The 17,761-nt window shown below is 31.1% G+C and carries 17 protein-coding genes; 8 read left to right on the forward strand and 9 right to left on the reverse strand.

Annotated elements, in window-relative coordinates:
• Position 1: 1 nt before the first annotated feature.
• From CLRAG_RS05845 to CLRAG_RS05865, 5 genes are all read right to left on the reverse strand, one after another.
• The gene (locus CLRAG_RS05845) at positions 2-1,180 is read right to left on the reverse strand and encodes an ATP phosphoribosyltransferase regulatory subunit (protein WP_065077531.1); all 1,179 of its coding nucleotides are present in this window, start codon (positions 1,178-1,180) and stop codon (positions 2-4) included.
• 204 nt (positions 1,181-1,384) lie between these two features.
• The gene (locus CLRAG_RS05850; RefSeq protein ID WP_065077723.1) at positions 1,385-2,236 is read right to left on the reverse strand and encodes a DegV family protein; all 852 of its coding nucleotides are present in this window, start codon (positions 2,234-2,236) and stop codon (positions 1,385-1,387) included.
• 170 nt (positions 2,237-2,406) lie between these two features.
• Positions 2,407-3,603 carry a glycosyltransferase family 39 protein gene (locus CLRAG_RS05855; protein WP_154104951.1) on the reverse strand — a complete coding sequence of 399 codons (1,197 nt, stop codon included), beginning with the start codon at positions 3,601-3,603 and terminating at the stop codon, positions 2,407-2,409.
• A gap of 545 nt (positions 3,604-4,148) precedes the next feature.
• Positions 4,149-7,919: a phosphoribosylformylglycinamidine synthase gene (locus tag CLRAG_RS05860; protein ID WP_065077533.1), complete on the reverse strand. Its 3,771-nt coding sequence runs from the start codon at positions 7,917-7,919 to the stop codon at positions 4,149-4,151.
• A gap of 173 nt (positions 7,920-8,092) precedes the next feature.
• The gene (locus CLRAG_RS05865) at positions 8,093-8,335 is read right to left on the reverse strand and encodes a hypothetical protein (protein ID WP_065077534.1); all 243 of its coding nucleotides are present in this window, start codon (positions 8,333-8,335) and stop codon (positions 8,093-8,095) included.
• Positions 8,336-8,502: 167 nt separating this feature from the next.
• Here CLRAG_RS05865 and CLRAG_RS05870 point away from each other — a divergent pair, with 167 nt between their 5' ends.
• Complete coding sequence (locus CLRAG_RS05870; protein ID WP_065077535.1) at positions 8,503-8,904, forward strand: MerR family transcriptional regulator; 402 nt, start codon at positions 8,503-8,505, stop codon at positions 8,902-8,904.
• Between the two features lie 50 nt (positions 8,905-8,954).
• Positions 8,955-9,740 (forward strand): amidohydrolase family protein, encoded by a 786-nt coding sequence (locus tag CLRAG_RS05875; protein WP_242872094.1) that lies wholly within the window; start codon positions 8,955-8,957, stop codon positions 9,738-9,740.
• Positions 9,741-9,990: 250 nt separating this feature from the next.
• Here the strand turns inward: CLRAG_RS05875 and glyA are convergent, their stop codons facing one another.
• Entirely contained in the window at positions 9,991-11,235 is a 1,245-nt protein-coding gene (gene glyA, locus CLRAG_RS05880) for a serine hydroxymethyltransferase (protein WP_065077536.1), read from the reverse strand.
• Between the two features lie 214 nt (positions 11,236-11,449).
• Between glyA and CLRAG_RS05885 the strand changes: the two genes are divergently transcribed.
• Both CLRAG_RS05885 and CLRAG_RS05890 read left to right on the forward strand, forming a co-directional pair.
• Complete coding sequence (locus CLRAG_RS05885) at positions 11,450-12,220, forward strand: threonine/serine exporter family protein (protein ID WP_065077537.1); 771 nt, start codon at positions 11,450-11,452, stop codon at positions 12,218-12,220.
• On the forward strand, positions 12,217-12,693 hold the full coding sequence (locus CLRAG_RS05890) for a threonine/serine exporter family protein (protein ID WP_207644787.1): 477 nt from the start codon (positions 12,217-12,219) through the stop codon (positions 12,691-12,693). Before CLRAG_RS05885 ends, CLRAG_RS05890 begins: the two co-directional genes overlap by 4 nt.
• A gap of 12 nt (positions 12,694-12,705) precedes the next feature.
• Here CLRAG_RS05890 and CLRAG_RS05895 read toward each other — a convergent pair whose 3' ends face one another.
• Both CLRAG_RS05895 and CLRAG_RS05900 read right to left on the reverse strand, forming a co-directional pair.
• Positions 12,706-12,966, reverse strand: coding sequence for a metal-sensitive transcriptional regulator (locus CLRAG_RS05895; protein WP_083985568.1), 261 nt, complete (start codon positions 12,964-12,966; stop codon positions 12,706-12,708).
• A gap of 66 nt (positions 12,967-13,032) precedes the next feature.
• A complete protein-coding gene (locus CLRAG_RS05900; RefSeq protein ID WP_065077539.1) occupies positions 13,033-13,857 on the reverse strand; it encodes a Cof-type HAD-IIB family hydrolase in 825 nt (274 codons plus the stop codon).
• Positions 13,858-14,178: 321 nt separating this feature from the next.
• Here CLRAG_RS05900 and CLRAG_RS05905 point away from each other — a divergent pair, with 321 nt between their 5' ends.
• The 4 genes from CLRAG_RS05905 to CLRAG_RS05920 all read left to right on the forward strand — a co-directional run bounded on the left by CLRAG_RS05905 (position 14,179) and on the right by CLRAG_RS05920 (position 16,648).
• Entirely contained in the window at positions 14,179-14,658 is a 480-nt protein-coding gene (locus tag CLRAG_RS05905) for a DUF4883 family protein (RefSeq protein ID WP_065077540.1), read from the forward strand.
• 77 nt (positions 14,659-14,735) lie between these two features.
• The gene (locus CLRAG_RS05910; protein ID WP_065077541.1) at positions 14,736-15,392 is read left to right on the forward strand and encodes a DUF4397 domain-containing protein; all 657 of its coding nucleotides are present in this window, start codon (positions 14,736-14,738) and stop codon (positions 15,390-15,392) included.
• A 325-nt stretch (positions 15,393-15,717) separates the two neighbouring features.
• Positions 15,718-16,101, forward strand: coding sequence for a NusG domain II-containing protein (locus CLRAG_RS05915; protein ID WP_065077542.1), 384 nt, complete (start codon positions 15,718-15,720; stop codon positions 16,099-16,101).
• A gap of 28 nt (positions 16,102-16,129) precedes the next feature.
• A complete protein-coding gene (locus CLRAG_RS05920) occupies positions 16,130-16,648 on the forward strand; it encodes a Gx transporter family protein (RefSeq protein ID WP_065077543.1) in 519 nt (172 codons plus the stop codon).
• A 252-nt stretch (positions 16,649-16,900) separates the two neighbouring features.
• On the opposite strand, the gene rnfB is transcribed toward CLRAG_RS05920, so the two are convergent.
• A complete protein-coding gene (gene rnfB, locus CLRAG_RS05925; protein ID WP_065077544.1) occupies positions 16,901-17,755 on the reverse strand; it encodes an RnfABCDGE type electron transport complex subunit B in 855 nt (284 codons plus the stop codon).
• Positions 17,756-17,761: the final 6 nt, after the last annotated feature.

Consider the following 17,761-nt stretch of genomic DNA (forward strand, 5'->3'; position numbering starts at 1 on the left):
CCTATATTTTTGTGAATTCCATATTTTTTTTCTCTGCATATTCTATTGCTTCACTTTCATCCCTAAAAGGACTTAACTCTGCAACTATACCCTGCTTTCTTAAGCTTTCAGCCTTTTCATAAGCCTTTCCAAAGTTTTCTCCTCCATAATATACAAGAACCTTAGTATTTTTTTCACAGCACAACTGTCCATTTTCTTCAAGTGAAGTGATTATTCCATCTACATCCATAGCAAATCCTGTAGCAGGCTGACCATCTCCAAATTGAGCTATCAAATTGTCATATCTTCCTCCACTTAATATATTTCCTCCAAACCCATGAGTATAACCTCTAAATATTATGCCAGTATAATAATCTATGTTGTGTACCATTCCTAAATCAAGAGCTAGATATTTTTCAAAACCAATGCTCCTTACAATCTCATACACCTTTTTTATACTTTCTAAAGCCTTCAATGCTCTCTTGTTATCTTCCATAAGATGAGAGGCTCTTTCAATTACCTCCATTCCACCAAATAACTTAGGAAGTTCTTCCAAAGACTTTAAAGAACTTTCTTCAAATTTATCTTTGTTTTCAAGAAGTATGTTATTTAAAGCAGTAAAATTTTTATTATTTATACTCTTTCTAAGTTTCTCTCTTTCTTCATAATCCAAATCTACACCATCTACTAATGCTTTAAATAATTCTGCATGTCCAAGTTCTATTTTGAAATTCTCAAGTCCGCAGCTTAAAAGTGCCTTTATTCCTGTTACTATAACTTCAGCGTCTCCTCCGATACCTTCTATGCCTATTATTTCAATACCAGATTGAGTTATCTCACTATTTTTCCCATTTAAACTTTCGCTGACTCTATACACATTGGAAGTATAACAAAGTCTTAGAGGATGAACTACTTCCTTCAATTTTGTACCTGCAATTCTAGCAATAGGGGTAGTCATATCTGCTCTCAAAGCCAAAATTCTTCCCTGGTTATCAATCAATTTATATATTTTTTCCTGCGGTAAAGTTGCATTTTCCCCATTAAACACATCATAGAATTCTAATGTTGGTGATTTTACTTCCATAAATCCACTTTGTATATAGATTTTTTTTAATATATTTTCTATCTTCACTTTTTCCGCACACTCATTAAACAAAATATCCTTTGTTCCCTCAGGTATATACTTTTTCCAATTAGTCACAAGTATCACTTCCTTATTTTACTACAGCATCACTTTAATTCGATGTAGTGATAAATTAAACGTTATTGATATAATAACAGTTAATTTATAAAATTTCAATATGTTTTGCAAAAAAAATTACTACTGAATTTAAATACAGTAATAATTTCTTATATTTACGATATTCATTTAGGCATTTGAAAGAAAATGCCTTAATCAATACAATCATCTTTTATTTCCCAAAAAACAAAGTGAAAGCATTCCGCTGCCGCAGTGAGCAGCCATACCCATACCCAACGTGTTTATGATAAATTTATTATTAGGAAATTCTCTCTCTATTATATTTTTTAAAAGCTTTGCGTCTTCTATACAATTTCCATGAGATATACCTATAACCTGATTTTTATTATCTAAGGCTCTTTCTCTAAATCTTTCTACCAGGTATTTTATAGCTTTTTTTCTTCCCCTAACATTGGTTACATTTTTAAGTTCTCCTTCATTTTCAATGTATATAATAGGCTTTACATCCAAAAGAGTACCTATAACAGCTTTAGATGAAGATATTCTACCGCCTCTCTTTAAATGCTTTAAGTCCTCTACCACAAACCAATGATTCATCTTTAGCATATTATTGTTTACCCAATTTACAATCTCATCTTTACTTAAACCTTGCTGTGCCATCTTGCAAGCGTAGTATACTAAAATTCCAAGTCCAATAGAAGAACTTTTACTGTCTATCAAAGTTATATCTGCGTCTTCAAATTCGCTTAAAATTGCATTCTTTGCTAGTTTTGAGCTGTTAAAAGTTCCACTTATTCCAGATGACATTCCTATGTATATGATAGGCCTTTTCTGTTTTAGCAATTCTTTAAATTTTTCAGTAAACCTGTATTCATTTATCTGTGATGTATATGGAATTTCTCCATTTTCAAGGCCCTTATAAAATTCTTCATAGCTTAAGGATTTACCAAAATTGTCCTCATAATCTTTGTTTTTGAAATGACACATCAACCCCAAAAATGGTATATTATTTTTTTCCATAAAGCTTCCTGGCAGATCACAGGATGCATCCGTCATGATTATAGGTATTGCCACCAATATCTCCCCCAATATAATATCTTATCTACCTCATAATTTCTTTACATATGTTTCCATATAATATTATATCAAAAACATATTGTATTAGCTATACTAACATATGCAAATTTAAAACAAATTTTTCATAATTGAGATTTAAAAATATAAAGTTAATAACTCCTATATGTTAAAGGCTTTATAGAATAATAAAAACAGTATATCATTATAAATATTTCCGGAAAAGCATATCTTCCCTGTCCTTCTGTTATAAAATATACACATGTAAACATATAAAACAATATTATATTGTATACAGTATATTTATTTAAAAGATGGGTTTTTCTTTTCCATATAGCTTTTAAAATTGCCATACTATAAATTAATATATATATTATAGCTGGCACAAAAATCACGTTTCTAATACTATTAGTAAAAGCAAATAAATTAGCTTCGGCAGCACTGCTTATATTGCTTCCATGAGTACTGTAAAGTATGTCATCTCCCAGAAAATATACATTACATAATCTTTTGAAACCTAATTCTATAAATTTCATTGGATGAGACTTTATCCATTTTTTAGCCGCATTTGTGAGCATCTTATTTTTCTGCGTCATATTAGCCTTCTTGTATTCCTCTGTTTTCACAATAGAATTTTCTACTTGATCTGCAGGCATCCATCTCCCCATCTTATTTTGAGAATTATTGTTTATATATAGGACAATTCCCTTATTATTAGATATACAAGTATATTGACCTATAAGCTTTGTATTTCTGTATATCCATGGTGCTATAGTGATAGCACAAACTATCAAAACTATTAATGAATTTTTTATAGAAGCAATAATTTTTTTCTCTATTAATAATTCCAATAAAAGTATAACAAAGAAATAGGCAATAAAAAAAGGCTTTACCAATGCATTTAATCCCACAAGCAAACCTATGTAAAAATACTTATGTTTAATATCTCTAAAGTATATAAAAGTAATAAAAATAAGTATAGTAGTAAATAAGGACTCCGTCGCCACCAAACTATTATAAAATATGTTATTAGGTATAAAAACAAATAATGCAAATATTATCTTTCTATCTCTTTCTTTTAAATTTATTTTTTTTATAACACCATAAAACAGTATATAGCTTGCAAAAGTTAAAAATAAATTAAAAAGCTTTGCCTTAAATAAACCTGACCCTAAAAGTTTAAAAACTCCACCAAGAAGCATACAATATCCAACTGATGTATAAGTATCCCCCCATGGAAGACCATTTGCTATATCTACTGATAGTCTATAATAATAGTCAAAATCCGAATATGGTTTTGTGTCCACAAGCAATATCCATAATATGCATAATATCATTCCTAAGATCATTACAATTTTATAATAATTTTCATTTTTAAAAATGAATTTCTTTATATTCAATTATTCACCATCTCCCTAACTTTAATATAAGTAATCCAAAAATTTGTTTTAAAATGTTTATATATATATTAGCTTTTTTTAGAATTCTAAGCCATAGAATAACATAACAGAAAGCTAACAGTTTTGTTACTTAAGCATCAGGAGAAAATCTATAATTTGCTTAATCGGTCCTATGAAAATAACCAGCCAATATTTAAAATCTTTTCTCTGCATATTAATAAATATGGATAAAATAAAGAGAGAACACAATTTGTGAACTCTCTTTATAAATGAATCTTACTTAGTGGCAGTTTGTTCTCCCACTAAATTTAGATGAATTATCTAGGGGCGTAGCTACTGTTATCTCCCACTTTGATAGAAGTGGGAGTGTTACAGCAGGTAGCCATCAGATAAATGAAATATCAATAAATCTCAAATTTAAGATTTCCTCAACATAGAGGATAAAAATCCTTGTTTACTGTTCATTTTTAATCATCAATTTTCAACTTTAAAACCTACAATTTAAAGTAATTTACACCTGCTTCAAATAACTTTTGGTCTTTTACTCCCGGAACATTTTTTATAACACTTTCTCCAATTCTTTCTGAATGTCCCATCTTTCCTAGTATTCTTCCATCAGGACTTGTTATACCTTCTACAGCAAAACATGATCCATTTGGATTAAACTTTATGTCATAACTTGGATTTCCTTGAAAATCTACATACTGTGTAGCTATTTGACCTTTATCTTTTAAACCCTTAATTACAGAATCACTTGCTATAAATCTTCCTTCTCCATGGGAAACAGGTATTGAATGTACATCCCCTACAGATACATTGCTAAACCATGGAGACAAATTTGAAACAATTCTAGTATTTACTATACAGGATACATGTCTTCCTATTTTATTATACGTAAGGGTAGGACATGACTCATCTATATTCCTTATTTCTCCAAAAGGTAACAATCCCAATTTTATAAGTGCCTGAAAGCCATTGCATATTCCAAGTATAAGTCCGTCTCTCTTATTTAAAAGTTCCATTACAGCTTCTGCTATTTTAGGATTTCTAAAAAAAGTAGCAATAAACTTTCCTGATCCATCTGGTTCATCTCCTGCACTAAATCCACCTGGAAGCATTATAATCTGAGACGAATTTATTCCGCTCACTATTCGATCTACTGATTCTTCTATCTGATTTCCAGTTAAATTTTTAATTACAACAGTATCAACTTCTGCTCCTGCATTTTTAAAAGCCCTTCCCAAATCATACTCACAATTAGTTCCAGGAAATACAGGTATAATAACCTTAGGTACAGAAGCTTTCACAACTGGAGAATTTTTATGTCTGCTTTCAAAACGCTCAAACTTTATTTTTTTATCTTCAACTTCAGTATGTGTAGGGAATACACTTTCCAAAGTTTTTCCCCAATATCCTATCATATCTGAAATATTCATTTCAATTCCATTTACACTGATACTTTGTTCCTTTTGGGTAACACCAAGAATCTTATAAGAAAGCCCCTTAAAGCTCTTTTCAAAGTCTACAGATGGATCCATTTCCACAACTATGGAACCATAATCTGGTGCAAAAATTTCTTCGCCCTTCATAGTTTCTGTAAATTTCATTCCTATCCTATTTCCAAAACTCATTTTACTTACAGCCTCACATATTCCTCCTGTTTTAACAGTAGAAGCTGCTAATATTTCGCCTTTTCTTATCATAGAACTTACAACACTATACATTTTTTTAAGTTCTTCAAAATATGGTAATTCAAATTCATCTTTAGAGGATTTCAAAAGTATTACATTATTTCTGTATCCTTTAAATTCAGGAGACTCAAGTTTATCTGCCTCCCCAAGTGCTGCAGCAAAAGATACTAAAGTAGGTGGTACATCCATATCTTTAAAACTTCCAGACATACTGTCTTTTCCACCTATCGCTGCTATTTCAAATTCTCTCTGAGCATGTAATGCTCCTAAAAGGGCTGAAAGTGGCTTTCCCCATCTAATAGGTTCTTTACCTAGTCTTTCAAAATACTCCTGAAAAGTTAGCTTTATACTATTAACATCTCCACCTGAAACTGCAATTTTAGCTACAGATTCAACTACCGCATACAAAGCTCCATGGAATGGACTCCACTTAGCTATATCCGGATTATATCCAAAACTCATTAAAGTAGCTGTATTTGTTTCACCATCTAATACCGGTAATTTTGCAGCCATAGCTTCTATTGGTGTATCTTGATACTTTCCTCCAAAAGGCATAAATACAGTAGAAGCACCTATTGTGCTATCAAATCTCTCTACAAGTCCTTTTTGACTGCATACATTTAAATTCTTTAGTGTTTCGATCCACTTATTTAAAATCTCGCCGTCATTCATATTCTTGTATTGCTTACTGCTCTCAAAATAACTATTTTCTTCTGGGGCTTTTATAACAACTTCTGTAGTTGCTCTAACTCCATTAGTATCTAAGAATTCTCTGCTTAAATCTAAAATAAGTTTTCCCTTCCAGTACATTTTAAGTTTATCGTCATCTGTAACTTCTGCTACTGTAGTAGCTTCAAGATTTTCTTCTGATGCATATTCTATAAATTTCTTTTCATCTTCCTTTGATACAACTACAGCCATACGTTCTTGAGACTCCGATATTGCAAGTTCCGTTCCATCCAATCCTTCATATTTTTTAGGAACTAAATCCAGATTTATTTTAAGCCCGCTTGTAAGTTCTCCTATAGCTACAGAAACTCCACCTGCTCCAAAATCATTACATCTTTTTATCATCTTGCTCACTTTTGATTTTCTAAAAAGTCTTTGAATTTTTCTCTCTGTAACAGGATTACCTTTTTGCACTTCAGCTCCTGAGGTAATAAGTGATGTTTCTGTATGTTTCTTAGAAGATCCAGTTGCTCCTCCACATCCGTCTCTTCCAGTTCTTCCTCCTAACAGTATTACCACATCAGAAGGTTTTGGTTCTTCCCTTTTTACATTTTCAAACGGAGCTGCACCTATTACAGCACCTATTTCCATTCTCTTTGCCCTATAGCCTTCATCATATATTTCAGAAACCATACCTGTTGCAAGACCTATTTGATTTCCATAAGAACTGTATCCCGAAGCTGCTCCTAAAGTTATTTTTTTCTGAGGAAGCCTTCCTTTTATAGTATCTTCTATTTTAGTTCTAGGATCACCACTTCCGGTAACTCTCATAGCTTGATAGACATAAGATCTTCCAGAAAGAGGATCTCGAATCGCTCCTCCAAGACAAGTTGCCGCTCCTCCAAAAGGTTCTATCTCTGTAGGATGATTATGAGTTTCATTTTTAAACATTACGAGCCATTTTTCAGTTTTTCCATTTATATCAGCATCTACAACTACGCTGCAGGCATTTATTTCATCTGATTCGTCTAAATCCTTTAATTTACCGTCTTTTCTGAGCTTTTTCATTCCAATAATAGCTAGATCCATAAGACATTCAGTTTTTTTGTTTTCCCCATATATCTCATCTCTTAAATTTAAGTAATTTTCATAGGATTTTTTTATAGGTTTGGAAAACTTTCCGTCTTCTATGGATACTTTACTTAATTCGGTAGTAAAAGTAGTATGTCTGCAGTGATCTGACCAATATGTGTCTATAACTTTAATTTCAGTTATAGTAGGATTTCTCTTTTGTTCTTTGAAATAATTTCTACAAAAAATCAAATCTTCCAAACTCATAGCAAGACCAAGTGAATTTAAAATGTCCTTTAACTCATCATCATTTTTTTCTATGAATCCATCCAAAACTTTTACAGAAGAAGGTGCGTCTAATTTTTCACTTAAATGATCTATTTTTTTCAAAGAAGCTTCTCTGGAATCTACTGGATTTATACAATAATTTTTTATTTTCATAAATTGTTCTTTAGATATGTTTCCATAAAGTAAGTATACTTTTGAAGATTTAACCTGAGTTTTCTCACTCTGGGTTAATATTTGAATACATTGAGATGCAGAGTCAGCTCTTTGGTCATACTGACCTGGAAGATATTCTACGGCAAAAATTTTAGCATTCGTTTCAGCTTGTAATTCTTCTTCATATATTTCATCTACAGTTTTCTCTGAAAATATTATATACTTTGATCTTTCATATTCACTATCATCAATATTTTCTATATCATAACGATTTACTACTCTTATATTTTCTAAATCATGAATATTGAGGCTTTCTCTAATATCTTTCATAAGGCCTTGAGCTTCTATGTCAAATCCTTTTTTCTTCTCTACAAATAGTCTTTTAACACTCATTGTACTCTCTCCTCATTACTTATTTTTCGAACGTTTTTTGCATTTTTGTCATAATAGTTCGTACATATTATATCATATATATATATCGTTGTGAATAATATAGTTATAAGTTATTATATTTTACATTAATCATATTAAAAAAATAACTAGCTACTATGCTAGTTTATTTATCTTTAATGAACCTTAATTGATAATACTTCCTTTACATTTTTACCTAAGTTATAATGCCTATTATAACAGCATCTATTTTTGGAAACTATGCCCTTAATTACATGTCCTGTAAAAGTAATTATTTCTGCCTGTTCTCCCATCTCACAATCTCTTAAACATGCACCTCTTGAAAATACCTTAATTATTTGTCCACCATCATAATATTTTGTATTTTCCACTTCAATTAAACTTCCTCTTTTTATCATAATAATATCCTCCCCACTATACTTCCTTTATACTTCCTTTAATATAAATTGTATGTACAAACATAATAAAATATTATTTCAATTTTAAACAATATACTATATGTGTGAAAGTTGAGTATTCAACAAACTATTGTATAATTGAAATATCAGAAAGGTTGGTAATTATAGTGAAATATTATTCCATAAAAGATGTTTCAAATGCAACAGGTCTCACCTCTTATACCATAAGATATTATGAAAAGATAGGATTTTTACCATGGTTAAAAAGAAACAAAAATGGAGTTAGAATATTTACAGAATCAGATATAAGGTATCTAGAGTGTTTGATATTTTTCAAAAAAATAGGAATGTCACTTGATGATATCAAGGAAATCATTAAAGAAGGCTGTATGATAAAAGATTTTAAAAATGGTTTAAATATACATGATATAATTCAGAAAAGATTAAATATATTGGACACTCACATACAAAAGCTAAAAAGGGAAAGAGAAGAATTAGATAAACTAATCGAAGTTTCTATAGACAGGAGAAATATCTATAAAAAAATTTTAAAATCACCATTGACTTAGAGTCGACTCTAAGGTTTATCCTCTTTATATACAATATATAGAAGGGATAGATGAAAATGATTATAGACAGCCATGAACATGTAATACTACCTACAAAAAAACAAATTGAGATGATGGATGAAGCAAAGGTTAATTTAACTATTTTATTTGCCACATCAATACACCCAGAAGGTGCTAAAACAGTAGGTGAAGTTAAAAATGGCATATTAGCTTTAAACAATATCTTAGTTGGTAATACAAATTCTTTAGAATCAAGGAAAATTATAAATAAAGAATTAGCTTCAGTTGTAAAAAACACCCCTAAGAGGTTCAAGGGATTTGGAAGTGTTCCAGTTGGTATTTCGGAAGATGAAACTAGCTATTTTATTGAAGATCAAATTATAAGAAACAACTTTATAGGTATTGGTGAATTTACTCTTGCTTCTGGATGTACGAACTTACTTAAAACTGTATTCAACTCAATGAACAATTTTAAGCCAATACCTATATGGATTCACACCTTTAGTCCTTTAACTTTAAGTGACATAAAAGGTATAGCAAATTTAGCTAAATTAAATCCAAATATACCTGTAATACTTGGCCATATGGGAGGACTTAACTGGCTTGATACTATTGAAATTGCCAAGGAAATAAATAATATATATTTAGATACATCTGCAGTTTATGCAACTATTGCGTTAAAGTTAGCTGTGGAAGCACTTCCAGAAAGAGTTCTATTTAGTTCGGATGCTCCCTGGGGAAATCCCCTAGCATCAAGAACTATGGTAGAAGCAGTAATTGAAGATAATGGTAAAAAGCAATTAGTGCTAGGTGAAAATATATTAAGCCTTATGTAATATTTACTATATATGAAATTAGCCGCACAAATCAAAGATTTGGAATATCTGCTTGCACACAGCGAAAGCGACTATCACCAAATCAAAGATTTGGGATATCTGCTTTTCTCCAAGTTTACGTTGCGATCAGCTGCGTCCCTGGATAACGATTTTTCCTAAAGGGTAACGCCTTCTAAGTGCTAAAGCACTAAGACGCCTGTTAATAAGCATCAGATGGAGTTAAAACTCCATCTGATGACAAGAACTCTGTTTATAAATTCACATTATATAGAGGAAACTTATGACATAGTTCAACTACTTCTTCCTTAATTTTAGAAAGATCACCATCTCTGTTCTCTACAGCACTGTTTATAAAATAAGCTATTTTCTTCATTTCCTCTTCTTTAAAGCCTCTTGTAGTTGCCGCTGGAGTACCTATTCTAATTCCACTTGTAATATTTGCCCCCAATTTATCAAAAGGAACTGCATTTTTATTTACTGTTATGCTTACTTTTTCTAGGATTTCCTCAGTGTCCTTTCCTGTTATATTTTTATTTGTGAGATCTACTAAAAGAAGATGATTGTCAGTTCCACCGCTTACAAGTCTAAATCCATATTTTACAAGTTCTTTTCCCAAAATTTTTGCATTTTTAACAACCTGGTCTATGTAGTCTTTATATTCAGTTTTTAATGCTTCACCAAAACAAACTGCTTTAGCTGCTATAATATGCATTAAAGGTCCCCCTTGTATTCCAGGAAATATAGTTTTATCAAGGTCTTTACCATATTTTTCTTTACAAATTATAGCTCCTCCCCTAGGTCCTCTAAGTGTCTTATGTGTAGTAGTAGTAACAAAGTCTGCATAAGGTACTGGTGACATGTGCTTTCCTGCTGCAACTAATCCTGCAATATGAGCCATATCTACCATCATATAAGCTCCAACTTCATCACATATATCTTTTATTGTCTTAAAATCTATCTCTCTTGAATAAGCGCTTGCTCCAGAAACTATCATCTTAGGTCTATGTTTAAGTGCCAGCTCCCTTATCATATTATAGTCAATTCTCTCTGTTTCCTTGCTTAACCCATAAGAAACAAAATTATATAATTTTCCTGAAAAACTAACTTTACTTCCATGAGTTAAATGGCCTCCATGACTTAAATTCATCCCCATAACCGTATCCCCTGGTTTCAAAACTGACATGTAAACTGCCATGTTAGCCTGTGACCCTGAGTGAGGCTGAACATTAAAGTGTTCTCCTCCAAATAGTTCTTTCATTCTCTCTTTAGCTAAATTTTCAACTTTATCAACTACAAAGCATCCTCCATAATATCTTTTTCCAGGATACCCTTCAGCATATTTATTTGTAAGAAAAGAACCCATTGCTTCCATTACAGCTTTACTAGTAAAATTTTCTGATGCAATAAGTTCTATACCATTTTCCTGTCTTCCATACTCTTCTTTGATTATTTGATAAACAGCATTGTCTCCATTTTTAAGGCTACTAAAATCCATTTTTTTCTCTCCTTTTTCAAAAAATTTTCAGTATAATTACCTATAATAAAGAATTATACTGTCTAGTGCTTAACTTTATTAATATATTACTTTATAAGTTCCTTTTACACAAGTATAGTTTTTAATATTCCAGTATTGCCATTATTGCTATAAGGTGATAGAATTTTTATGCTATATAAATGCATAGTTTATTTTTGGTATAGGGAGATTAAGCATGGATATAAATAGAATAATAAATTTGGCTGCTTATGCGGGAAAAATAATGCTAAAAAGTGGAGCTGAAATATATAGGGTAGAAGAAACTATAACCAGGATATGTAAAAGTTATGACATATGTGATGTAGATGCTTTTGTAACTTTGAATGTAATTATAGTTTCAGCATCAGATGAATATAATCAGACTATATCGATTGTAAAAAGAGTAAAGCAAAGAACCTTAAACTTAGAAAAAATATCCCAAGTAAACAACGTTTCCAGACATATTAAAGACCAATGCTATACTCTAGATTCAATTGAGAACAAGTTGTCTAAAATAGATTCAGTGAAACCTTATCCTTTTAGAGCAAATGTTCTGTTCTCTGGAGTTGCCGTAAGTTTTCTTTGTCTAGCCTATGGAGGTAATATAGTAGATTTCATAATATCTTTTATTATAGGCTGCCTTATAAGCTTGATTTCCACAGGTCTCAATTCTCTTCAGACAAATGAATTTTTCATAAACATAATATGTGGAGCTACTGCTGCCTTAATAGCACTTATGTGTACTAAACTTCATATAGCATCCCATACTAATACCATAATAATAAGTTCTATTATGCTATTAGTCCCTGGTCTTGCAATAACCAATGCTATAAGAGATACAATATCAGGAGATTTAATCTCGGGAATTTCAAGGGGACTAGAAGCTTTTTTAGTTGCAGTAGCAATTGCAGCCGGTACTGGTGTTATATTGCGATTGTGGATTATTTTAGGAGGATTTAAATTATGATAACAAGTATAATAATAAATTCTGTATATACTTTAATTGCCACCCTTGGTTTTAATATACTAGAGAATGTACGAGGTAAAAATTTAATATTTACCTCCCTAGGAGGTGGGTTAACCTGGTTTGTATATTTAATTAGCTCCTCCCATATAAGTTCTTCAAATGCAGCTTGCTTTTTCATAGCTTCAGTATTTGCATCTACTTATTCTGAAATAATGGCTCGTATGCTAAAAACACCTGTAACAACTTTCGTCATAGGGGCAATTATTCCTCTAGTACCTGGAGGAGGTATGTATAACGCAATGCTTCAATCTATACAAGGCAACATAAATGCTTCCCTTTCAACCGGTCTTAAAACACTGGCTACTGCAGGAACTATAGCCGTAGGTGTATTTTTTGTATCCTCTGTCTTTAAAGCTTCTTCACTTTTTAAAAAGAAATTGTTTAAGGATAAAAAATTTAAATGGCATTGTTAAATATAGCTATCTCTATTTTAAAAACATAGTGAGGGTTGATACTAAAGACTCTATTTTTTCACTCTTGCATCTCGTGTCCCCTTCTTCAAAAAGACAGGTTTTTGCATAGTTTTGTATCATCAACCCTCCCACTTTGTTTACTGCTGCTCTCACTGCTGCAATTTGTATTAAAACATCCTTACAACACATATCATTTTCAATCATTTTTTCAATACCCTTTATCTGTCCCTCTATCTTTTTCAATCTAGTTTGAATTTGTTTTTTTTCTTTCAAAAATATCACTCCTAATATAATTCAGAATAATAAAACTCTCAGCTTTCGCACATATAAAATTTTGACTTAATATAAAAACTTTTTTATAATTTCACCTATTGCTCCATTATTGTTATCCTTTTCTGTCACATAATCTGCAGACTTTTTTAAAAACTCCCTGGCATTGGCCACAGCAATTCCAAGACCTGCTTCTTTTATCATACTTTCATCATTTTCATCATTTCCCACAGCTATACATTCATTTAGAGGTATGTGGTAATAATCTGCCAAGAACTTCAATCCACTCCCCTTAGAAACACCTTTACTGATTATTTCAATGTTATGTATATCTGATTTTGTAGTATCAATTTTAGATACTTTATTTATCTTTTCTCTCAACTCATTTAAATAATCTATATCCTTATCTATTACTACTATTTTATTTATACATGAACCATTGTTTTGTATGAACTCTTTAGAATCTTTTATAATTTTTATTTCCAGTTTAAAATTTTTATCCATCTTCTCATTAAATCCATAAAACTTTCTTGTGGCATGACTAACTCTTTCACTATATAGTATACTGTCACTGTAAAAATAATAATATGTATCCTTTTTTTCTCTTAAAATGTCTATAACTTTTAGAATAGCCTCTTTGTCTAATAAATTTGATTTTATAATATTTTTATTTTCATCAAGTATTATAGCTCCATTACAACATATTACAGGCTGATTTTTAAATATTGTATCTATATAAAATCCTAATGTTACAGGAAGTCTGCCAGACGATATAACCACCTTAACACCTGATTTCATCGCTTTATGTATCATTTCTTCATTATATTCCGATATAGATTTATCATCATTTAAAAGCGTACCATCCATATCCATTGCAATGATTTTATAATTCATTGGTATCCCATCTCTCCTTTTAACTATAAAAATTTTTTATCCGATCGCTACCATTGCTAACCCCCCACCTTCTACGAAAGTGGGAGATAAGCACTGCTACGCGCCTGGATAAGCTCTTACCCTAAAGGATAACGTATTCTAAGTGCTAAAGACACTAAGAATACTGTTAATAAGGTTCAACTGGAGAAAGTCATCCTTATAAGCAAACTTCATCTGAACCTAAGAATCACTTGATATAACTCTTTAATTTTTATCTTATATGGTATAAACTGCAAAATGCAAACATAACTTTATCTAGAATACTTTTGTCAGGTGATATAAATGAAAAAAATTTTTATGTTTTTAAGTACACTTTTAATTATAATTATTACATTTTCAGGATGCAGTTATAAATTAGATAATTACATGTTTTCTACAAAAAAACCTAACAACTTTTATTATACCAATTTACTTGCTAAAAATCTTACTATGTCTTCCTCTCTAAAATGCATTATAGAAGAAAATAATTTTCACAACGAAACAGAACTAAAGGATGAAAATATTACAGATATAAAAAACATGTTAAAGTATCTAAATAAGACCAGTTTTATAAATAAACCAAAAGACCTTCCACAAAAAACTGCCTACATAATTTATTTTACTTTTAATAAAGAAAAACTGGTGATAAACGTATATAACGAAAAATATCTATCAATATATCCCTGGGATGGAAATTATCCTGTAGATTATATAGATATGAGCAAAGTACCTGCTTCATTAAATTTATATTATTTGGGAAAATATATTTTCAATGAGTATTAAAGTACTTTATTATTGTATCACAGATACTAAAATACACATATATTATTAGTGTATCAATTTAATGAAAGGTGACTGTAATGTTTATTTGCCCTTATTACAGCTATGAAAGTTTTTACAGAATGCCTGAAATAGATCCTATTTCTTATATAAGGTTTTTAAATGCCAGTCCTAATTCTCCTGCAATAGATGTGTATTTAAATGATAGACGTATCTTCAAAAATTTAACCTATAAATCTTTCTCTGATTATGTAAGTGTGCCTTCAGGGGTATACAACATAAAAATTTTCCCATCAGGAAATAATTTGAATCCTATTTTGGATAAAAGGTTGCCTATACCTGCTGGAAAAATATTTACTATTTCTTCTATAGGCAATTATCCAAATATGGGTTTACTATCTATAGAAGATGTAAGACGTCCTAAGATACCAGGTAAAGCTTTTATAAGATTTGTCCATCTTTCCCCAGACGCACCTAGTGTAGATGTAAAATTGCCTAATGGAAATGTATTGTTTCCAAATGTATCCTATAAAGGAATTACTAAATATCTTCCTGTAAGGCCTGGCAAATATACATTAGAAGTATTTACCTTTGATTCTGGTAAAAAAGTTCTTTATATTCCAAACATCAGAATTATTTCAAACAGATTTTACAGCGTATATGCCGTAGGTAATGTATCACGTGATCCTAAACTTCAAGTTCTAATTCCTCTAGATGGCAACAGTTATTTACATTAAAAACGATATATAAGCTTATACTAAATTTTTTATTTTTTCTACTCATAACTACAGAATTTTTCAGAACCACAGATAAACAGATTTCTAAGCATCAGATGGAGTTTTAACTCCATCTGATGCTTATTAACAGGCTTCTAAGTTCTTCAGCACTTAGAAGGCCGTATCCTTTAGGGATTAACTCTATTTACAGCTGTTCTAATAGTTTATCACACTAAAATTTAAGTTTTTACTACAGTAACATTGTAAATGCCCTTTTGTTATAGTAAAATCATAGAGAGGTTACCAATTAATTTTCTGTAATTATACAAAGTATGGGAGTGTTTGTATGAAAAAAGGGGATAAGATTGCTGCAGTATTAATTTTAATACTAATAATTGCAAGTTGTGCTGGAGTATTTATATACCGTTCATATGTAAAGGGTTCACATAAAATAGCTGTAATAAAGCAAGATGGTAAAATTATAGATACAATAGACTTAACTAAAGTAAAAACCGCAAAAGAACTTACAGTAAAGTACAATAAATCTCACTATAATTTGATAGAAATAGAAAATGGTAAAATACGCATAAAAGACGCAGACTGCCCTGATAAAATTTGTGTAAAAACAGGATGGATATCTGAACCAGGTCAAAGTATTATATGTCTTCCCCATAAATTAATAATTAAAATAGAGGGAAATAATTCTAAATATGATGATATATCCAGTTAAAATTATATTTAAAATCAAGGTGTGATTAATGAACAAAACAAGGAAAATGGTTTTTTTAAGCTTTCTAACAAGCATAGCTCTAGTCATCTACATAATAGAAGCTCAAGTTCCAGTTTTATTTCCCGGAATAAAGTTAGGACTTGCAAATACAATTTCCCTAGCTGCACTTATACTTATAGGATGGAAAGAAGCCTTACTAATTATGTTTTTAAGAACGCTTCTAGGATCTATGTTCGGTGGAACAATGTCTACCTTTATGTTCAGCATAGCTGGAGGAATTTTAAGTAACATTGTTATGATTCTTCTATACAAATATTTTAAAAATTCCTTAAGTCTATGGACTATAAGCATATGCGGGGCAATATTTCACAATATAGGCCAACTCTTAGTAGCTTCTATAGTAATTCAAGACTTTAGAATATACGTATATCTACCGGTGCTTTTAATCTCTGCTATAATCACAGGATACTTTATAGGTTGGTGCGTAAAATTTCTAACTAATAACTTATATAAAATTCCTATGTTTAAAGAATTAAAAAATAAATAACTCCACCATAGGTATAAAAAATGTGCTGCAAAATCGCAGCACATTTTTTATCCGATTGCTACCACTGCTAACACCCCCATCTTATTCAAAATGGGGGATAAGCACTGCTACGCACCTGGATAAGTTCTTCTAAGGTTCAGATGGAGAAAAGTGTATTCCTTATAAGCAAACTCCACCTGAACCTAAGAATCACTTGATATTACTCTAATTATATTATTAATATCAACAAATTTAAGCTTTGTTCCACTGCCATTATGAATTTGCAGCAGCTTCATTCTTGCTCTGCTGTTGTAAGTCTGTACCGCTTACAATAGCCTTAATAGCTCCTGTAGGACATTTAGCAAGACAGGTAGCTTCACTACATGACGCACAAATACTTTGGTCTACTACTGCTAGATTGTTCTCTACTTTAATGGCATCATTTGGACAATTTTTAGCACACAATCCACATCCAAGACATCCTACACTACATGCCTTACGTACAGCTCCACCTTTATTTTTAGAATTACAATTAACCATTACTTTAGAACCTACAGGCCTAAATCCAAGTACCTGTTTTGGGCACGCGCTTACACAGGTACCACAACCTGTACATATATCTGTATCAATTATTGGAAGTCCATTTGAACCCATTGCCATAGCTCCAAAAGGACAGCTCTTTACACATGTCCCAAATCCCAGACATCCATATTTACAAGCTTTAGGTCCACCTTCAAGTAAATTTGCAGCTACACAATCATGTATACCTTCATATTCAAAATTTTTAACTGCCTTTGTACAATCTCCACCACATCTTACATGTGCAACTCTAGGTTCAATAGGTGGAGCAGATTTACCCGTTAACTTTGCCACCTGTTCTGCAACTGCTGCTTTTCCAGGTACACAAAGATTTGGAGGTACACTCTCATCTAAAACAACAGCTTCTGCATAAGCTTTACATCCTGCAAATCCACACCCTCCACATTGGCCTTTTGGAAGTACATCTTCTACTAAGTCCACAAGTGGATTTACTTCCATTGCAAATCTTTTATTTACATAGGCTAAAACAAGTCCAAATATAAGACCTATAACAGTCATTACAACTAAAATCATAATTACAGTATTCATTTTATT

The sequence above is a fragment of the Clostridium ragsdalei P11 genome, from assembly GCF_001675165.1.
Taxonomy (GTDB): domain Bacteria; phylum Bacillota; class Clostridia; order Clostridiales; family Clostridiaceae; genus Clostridium_B; species Clostridium_B ragsdalei.

What these genes read in the sequence shown, in the direction of transcription:
- CLRAG_RS05850 (WP_065077723.1), bottom strand. Translation starts at nt 2,236, where the DNA reads ATGACGGATGCATCCTGTGATCTGCCAGGAAGCTTTATGGAAAAAAAT.
- CLRAG_RS05855 (WP_154104951.1), bottom strand. Translation starts at nt 3,603, where the DNA reads ATGATCTTAGGAATGATATTATGCATATTATGGATATTGCTTGTGGAC.
- CLRAG_RS05860 (WP_065077533.1), bottom strand. Translation starts at nt 7,919, where the DNA reads ATGAGTGTTAAAAGACTATTTGTAGAGAAGAAAAAAGGATTTGACATA.
- CLRAG_RS05865 (WP_065077534.1), bottom strand. Translation starts at nt 8,335, where the DNA reads ATGATAAAAAGAGGAAGTTTAATTGAAGTGGAAAATACAAAATATTAT.
- CLRAG_RS05875 (WP_242872094.1), top strand. Translation starts at nt 8,955, where the DNA reads ATGAAAATGATTATAGACAGCCATGAACATGTAATACTACCTACAAAA.
- glyA (WP_065077536.1), bottom strand. Translation starts at nt 11,235, where the DNA reads ATGGATTTTAGTAGCCTTAAAAATGGAGACAATGCTGTTTATCAAATA.
- CLRAG_RS05885 (WP_065077537.1), top strand. Translation starts at nt 11,450, where the DNA reads ATGGATATAAATAGAATAATAAATTTGGCTGCTTATGCGGGAAAAATA.
- CLRAG_RS05890 (WP_207644787.1), top strand. Translation starts at nt 12,217, where the DNA reads ATGATAACAAGTATAATAATAAATTCTGTATATACTTTAATTGCCACC.
- CLRAG_RS05900 (WP_065077539.1), bottom strand. Translation starts at nt 13,857, where the DNA reads ATGAATTATAAAATCATTGCAATGGATATGGATGGTACGCTTTTAAAT.
- CLRAG_RS05905 (WP_065077540.1), top strand. Translation starts at nt 14,179, where the DNA reads ATGAAAAAAATTTTTATGTTTTTAAGTACACTTTTAATTATAATTATT.
- CLRAG_RS05910 (WP_065077541.1), top strand. Translation starts at nt 14,736, where the DNA reads ATGTTTATTTGCCCTTATTACAGCTATGAAAGTTTTTACAGAATGCCT.
- CLRAG_RS05915 (WP_065077542.1), top strand. Translation starts at nt 15,718, where the DNA reads ATGAAAAAAGGGGATAAGATTGCTGCAGTATTAATTTTAATACTAATA.
- CLRAG_RS05920 (WP_065077543.1), top strand. Translation starts at nt 16,130, where the DNA reads ATGAACAAAACAAGGAAAATGGTTTTTTTAAGCTTTCTAACAAGCATA.
- rnfB (WP_065077544.1), bottom strand. Translation starts at nt 17,755, where the DNA reads ATGAATACTGTAATTATGATTTTAGTTGTAATGACTGTTATAGGTCTT.